Consider the following 4,380-nt stretch of genomic DNA (forward strand, 5'->3'; position numbering starts at 1 on the left):
GGCCGCCGCCGCGGGGGCGCGTGGGCGCCAGAACACCCCCACCCCCCCCACCCCCCCCCCCCCCCCCCCCCCACCCCCACCCCCCCCCCCCCCCCCCCCCCCCCCCCCCCCCGGCAACGGGGGTCAGAGGACTCGGTCCAGGAACTCCCGCGTCCGCGCCTCCCGCGGCGCGAGCAGCACTTCCGCGGGCGGGCCCGATTCGACGACCAGGCCGTCGTCCAGGAACACCACGGAGTCCGCGACCTCCCGGGCGAAACCGATCTCGTGGGTGACGACGACCATGGTGAGCCCGCCGCGGGCGAGGTCCTTCATCACGGCGAGCACTTCACCGACCAGCTGCGGGTCGAGCGCGCTGGTGGGTTCGTCGAACAGCAGCACCTTCGGTTCCACGGCGACGGCCCGCGCGATCGCCACCCGTTGCTGCTGTCCGCCGGAGAGCCGCCGCGGGTAGGAGTCGGCGTGCTCGGCGAGCCCGACGTCGCGCAACGCGGCCAGCGCCCGCACCGATGCGTCCTTCGTGGACAGTCGCCGCACGCCGACGAGCGCCTCGGCCACGTTGCCGAGCGCGGTCATGTGCGGGAACAGGTGGAACCCCTGGAACACCATGCCGATCTCGGCGCGCTGCCGGGCGATGATCCGGTCCGGCAGTTCGTGCAGCTTGCCGCCCGCTTCCCGGTACCCGACGAGCGATCCGCCCACCTGCACCCGGCCGGCGTCGACCTTCTCCAGGTGGTTGATGCACCGCAGCAGCGTGCTCTTGCCGGATCCGGACGGCCCGATGACGCAGGTGACGGACCCTTCGGTGACGGTGAGGTCGACGCCGCGCAGCACCGGCACCGGCCCGAAGCTCTTCCGCACGCCGCGGACGTCGATCATCGCGGTCATCGCCCGCCTCCCAGGACTCGCCGCCACGACACCGGTTCCGCTTCGCTCCGGGTCCCGCGGGCGTAGTGCCGTTCGACGCGGTGCTGGGCGATGGTCAGCAGCGAGGTGACGATCAGGTACCAGGCGGTCGCGACCAGCAGCAGCGGAATCACCTGGTAGTTGCGGTTGTAGATCAGCTGCACCGAGTGCAGCAGGTCGTGCACGGCGATGACGCTGACGATCGAGGTGCCCTTCAACGTGCCGATGAGCATGTTCGCGGCGGGCGGGACGATGGCGCGCATCGCTTGCGGCAGCACGACGCGCCGCAGGATCCGGCCGCGCGTCATCCCCAGCGCCTGCGCCGATTCGGACTGCCCGGGGTCGACGGAGAGGATGCCACCGCGCACCACTTCCCCCGCGTAGGCCGCTTCGTGCAGCACGAGCCCGATCACCGCGGTCGTGACGCCGCCGAGCAGGTCCACCGTACTGGTGGAGAACTCCCCCACACCGATCACCGGGTACAGCGCGCCGATGTTGAACCAGAACAGCAGCTGCACCAGCACCGGAACCGACCGGAAGAACCAGGTGTAGCCCCAGCTCACGGCGGCGAGCACCGGGTTCCCGGACAGCCGCAGCACCGCCAGCACGGTGCCGAGCGCGAACCCGAGCACCATCGTCACCGCGGTGAGCCACACCGTCAGCCACAACCCGTGCAGCACGGCGGGCGTGGCGAAGTAGGCGCCGACGACGTTCCACTGGAAGTTCGGGTTCGTCGCCACCGAGAACACCGCGCCGGCCAGCAGCGCCAGCACGAGCACCGCGGCCGCCCAGCGGAACGGGCGGCGCAGCGGCACCACTTCGGGGACGTCCGCGACGGGCGTCGGGACGACTCGCAGTTCGGACATGATCTCCCGCCTGTGCAAGGGAATCGGGAGTTCGAACATCCATCCCGCGCCGAGTCCGGTCAAGACCGCGACCTCCCCGTCCCACCCTGTGGCCACCGTTGACACCTCCGATCGAACCCGGTGAAGCTCGTCGCGTGCCCGCCCGTACGTGCTTGGTCGCGCGAACCCACATCGACCTCGGCCTGGTGTGGTCGGCGTCCTGTCGACGCCACCGCTGAACCCAGGCCCGCCGCGCCCCGCCCTCGGTTTCCGGGGCGCTCCACCGATTCCCGCCGCCCGGTGCGGCGCGGAAGGGGACCACCATGCGCATCGGACACCGCGTGGCGACCGCGTTCGCCCTGCTGTTGAGCGGAGTTCTGCTCACCGCCTGCGGGCCCGCACCCGATCCGGACGCGGTCGCGCCGGGCCTGGACGCGCAGGCCGACGTCGTCTCCGGCGTCCGGCGCAGCGAGGCGGCGGCCGCGCTGCTGCCCGCGCGGATCCGCGACGGCGGGGTGCTGCGCATCGGCCGTTCCGTCGGCGGAGCACCGCCGACCGCGTTCTACCTGGCGGACGGCAGCACGGCGGTCGGCCTCGACGTCGACCTCACCGAGGCGGTGGCCCGCAAGCTCGGCCTGCGGGTGGCGGCGCAGGACGCCGCGTTCGAGACGATCCTGCCCGCGCTGGGCAGCGGCAAGTACGACGCAGGCACCGGGAACTTCGGCGTCACCGAGGAGCGCAAGCGCACCATCGACTTCGCCACCTACATCCGCGACGGGCAGGGCTTCGCGGTCCGCTCCGGGGACGACCGCGCCCCGATCGCGGAGGTGACCGCGCTGTGCGGGCAGACCGTCGGCACCGCGAAGGGCACCACCTTCGAGGCGACCCTGTCCGCGCAGGCCCACCGCTGCACCGACCTCGGCCGCCCCGCCTACCGGGTGCAGGTGTTCTCCGAGAGCAGCGCCCTCTACTCGGCGCTCACCCAGGGCAAGGTCGACGTCATCATGAGCACCATCAACGGTCTGCGCTACGCGGCGACGCAGCAGCCCGCGCTGCGGCTGGCCAACGAGTTCCGCAGGCTCGACGTCGGCTTCGCGCTGGCGAAGGACTCCCCGTTGGCCCCGGCGCTGCAGACCGCGGTGAACGAGCTGATCCGCGACGGCGGCTACGCCCGCATCCTCGACAAGTGGGGCGTGGCCGCGTCGGCCATCCCCGAATCGCAGGTCAGTCCGCCCGAGATCCACTGAGCGGCGGCACTACTCGATCAGGTGGCGATCGTGCCGCTCCACCGCGCGCGGTGTCCGGATCAGACCTACTCTCCTCGGCGAGTCGACCCTCGCCTGTGGAGAGGAGTGTCCAACGTGGAGGACTCCGCACAAGCCGTCGTCCCGCTCCGTCCCGGATTCGACATCCAGGTACGAGGTTTCCACCGCCGCCAGGTCACCGAGCACATCGAGCTGCTCGAAGATCAGCTGCGCATGGTCAGCATCGATCGCAACGAGGCGGTGGCGTTGAACACGGACCTCCGCCGCCTCTGCGACGACGCGCGGCGCGACCTCGCCGAAGCCGAACTCCGCCTCAAGCGCATCGAAGCCTCCGACACCGGGCTTCCGCACGCGTCGCAGCGCGTGCAGAACATGCTGTCGCTGGCCGAAGAAGAAGTGCAGACGTTGCGCGAACAGGCGCAGCGGCAGGCGGAGACCATCCGGGGCAGCGCGGAATACGAGGCGCAGCAACTGCTCGACGAGGCCGGCCGGGCCGCGGAGGCGATGCGGGCCGAATGCGCCCGCCTCGTCGACGAGCTCGACGTCCGGCAGCGCGAGATCCGCCGGGAGCACGAACAGAGCCTCGCCGACATCCGGGAACGGGAGCGCACCATGCGCCACGCCATCCGGGACGAGTACAAGTCGATCGTCACGGCCGCGCAGGAGGAGGCCGACGCGCTGCTCTCCCGCACCCGCTGGGAGTGCGGCAGGCGCGACGCCGAGACCGAGCAGCTGCGGCTCGACGTCCTGCAGGACCTGCACACCAAGCAGGCCCGGATGGAGGAGCTGCGCACCGCCGTCATGTCCTCGTTGGACAGCGTCGGCAGGCTCGTCGGCGCCTCCAGCAACGAGATCGCCGCGCAGGAGATCGACAACGTCATCGATGCCGAACTCGTCGGCGAACCGGCGCACCACGTGTGGTTGCCGGAGCCGCGCGGGGACACCCAGAGCTACCTGATCCCGCTGGAGTCCCCCTTCAACGGCGGTGCCGCGGAGCCCGCCGAGACCGCCGAAGCCGAACCGACCGAAGCCGTCCAGCGGAACTGATTCGGAGCGAGCACGTGGAGCTAGTCGTCTTGTCCTTCGCCGGAGGCGCCGTGGTGGCCGCACTGGTCTTCTGGCCGCTGCTGCGCCGGGTCCGCAAGCACGCGGACGGGCCGCCCACCGGCAGGCACGCGTTGCGCACCCACCGCAGCACCGCCCCGCCGGCGGGAGCCCCCACCACCGGCGTCATCTCCCCGCCCCCCGACGCGCTGGGGGCAACAGCCAACCCCATCGTCCGCGCCCCGTCCCCGGGGGGGACCCCCCGGTCGGCGGCAACGTATACGTGGGGGGGGAGTCGGAGGCGGGGCGGGTCCGCGGGGGGC

Annotated in this window: 4 protein-coding genes and 1 pseudogene; 3 read left to right on the forward strand and 2 right to left on the reverse strand. The window is 72.0% G+C overall.

What is annotated here, in order from left to right:
* Nucleotides 1-123: 123 nt before the first annotated feature.
* Both LCD33_RS22440 and LCD33_RS22445 read right to left on the reverse strand, forming a co-directional pair.
* Nucleotides 124-885 (reverse strand): amino acid ABC transporter ATP-binding protein, encoded by a 762-nt coding sequence (locus tag LCD33_RS22440; RefSeq protein WP_304612913.1) that lies wholly within the window; start codon nucleotides 883-885, stop codon nucleotides 124-126.
* Nucleotides 882-1,769, reverse strand: a complete 888-nt coding sequence (locus tag LCD33_RS22445; RefSeq protein ID WP_224960307.1) for an amino acid ABC transporter permease — start codon at nucleotides 1,767-1,769, stop codon at nucleotides 882-884. Before LCD33_RS22445 ends, LCD33_RS22440 begins: the two co-directional genes overlap by 4 nt.
* Before the next feature lie 302 nt (nucleotides 1,770-2,071).
* Between LCD33_RS22445 and LCD33_RS22450 the strand changes: the two genes are divergently transcribed.
* The 3 genes and pseudogenes from LCD33_RS22450 to LCD33_RS22460 form a co-directional block, all read left to right on the forward strand.
* Nucleotides 2,072-2,995 (forward strand): ABC transporter substrate-binding protein, encoded by a 924-nt coding sequence (locus tag LCD33_RS22450; protein WP_224960305.1) that lies wholly within the window; start codon nucleotides 2,072-2,074, stop codon nucleotides 2,993-2,995.
* A 105-nt stretch (nucleotides 2,996-3,100) separates the two neighbouring features.
* Nucleotides 3,101-4,060 carry a DivIVA domain-containing protein gene (locus tag LCD33_RS22455; RefSeq protein WP_224960304.1) on the forward strand — a complete coding sequence of 320 codons (960 nt, stop codon included), beginning with the start codon at nucleotides 3,101-3,103 and terminating at the stop codon, nucleotides 4,058-4,060.
* A gap of 14 nt (nucleotides 4,061-4,074) precedes the next feature.
* Nucleotides 4,075-4,380: pseudogene (locus tag LCD33_RS22460) on the forward strand (hypothetical protein); the annotation flags it as partial.

Origin of the sequence: Saccharopolyspora sp. 7B (genome assembly GCF_020177435.1) — a bacterium.
Lineage (GTDB): Bacteria > Actinomycetota > Actinomycetes > Mycobacteriales > Pseudonocardiaceae > Saccharopolyspora_C > Saccharopolyspora_C gregorii.